Source organism: Anaerobacillus sp. 1_MG-2023 (assembly GCF_030547345.1).
Lineage (GTDB): Bacteria > Bacillota > Bacilli > Bacillales > Guptibacillaceae > Guptibacillus > Guptibacillus hwajinpoensis_B.
Genome location: NZ_JAUORD010000346.1, coordinates 1 through 213, shown reverse-complemented (window position 1 = coordinate 213; position 213 = coordinate 1). Strand labels below are relative to the sequence as shown.

General features: G+C 35.7%; 1 pseudogene. It reads right to left on the bottom strand.

Going from position 1 to position 213, the window contains the following annotated elements:
* Positions 1 to 213 (bottom strand): annotated as a pseudogene (locus tag Q4550_RS25740) (peptidoglycan D,D-transpeptidase FtsI family protein); the annotation flags it as partial.

Genomic DNA, 213 nt, shown 5'->3' with positions numbered 1-213 from the left:
AAATCTCATCTACAGATTGTTGAAGCTCCATATCTAAAGTTAACACTAGATCTCCGCCTCTGGAGCCCGGAATTTCTTCTGGATCTCCAATTGGATTTCCTTCTTTATCAGTTACAAATTTTGTTTTTGACGGTTGTCCCCTTAAATACTCTTCATATTGTCTTTCTAAGAAACTAATTCCCACACTATCATTTAATCCATAACCCTTTTGAA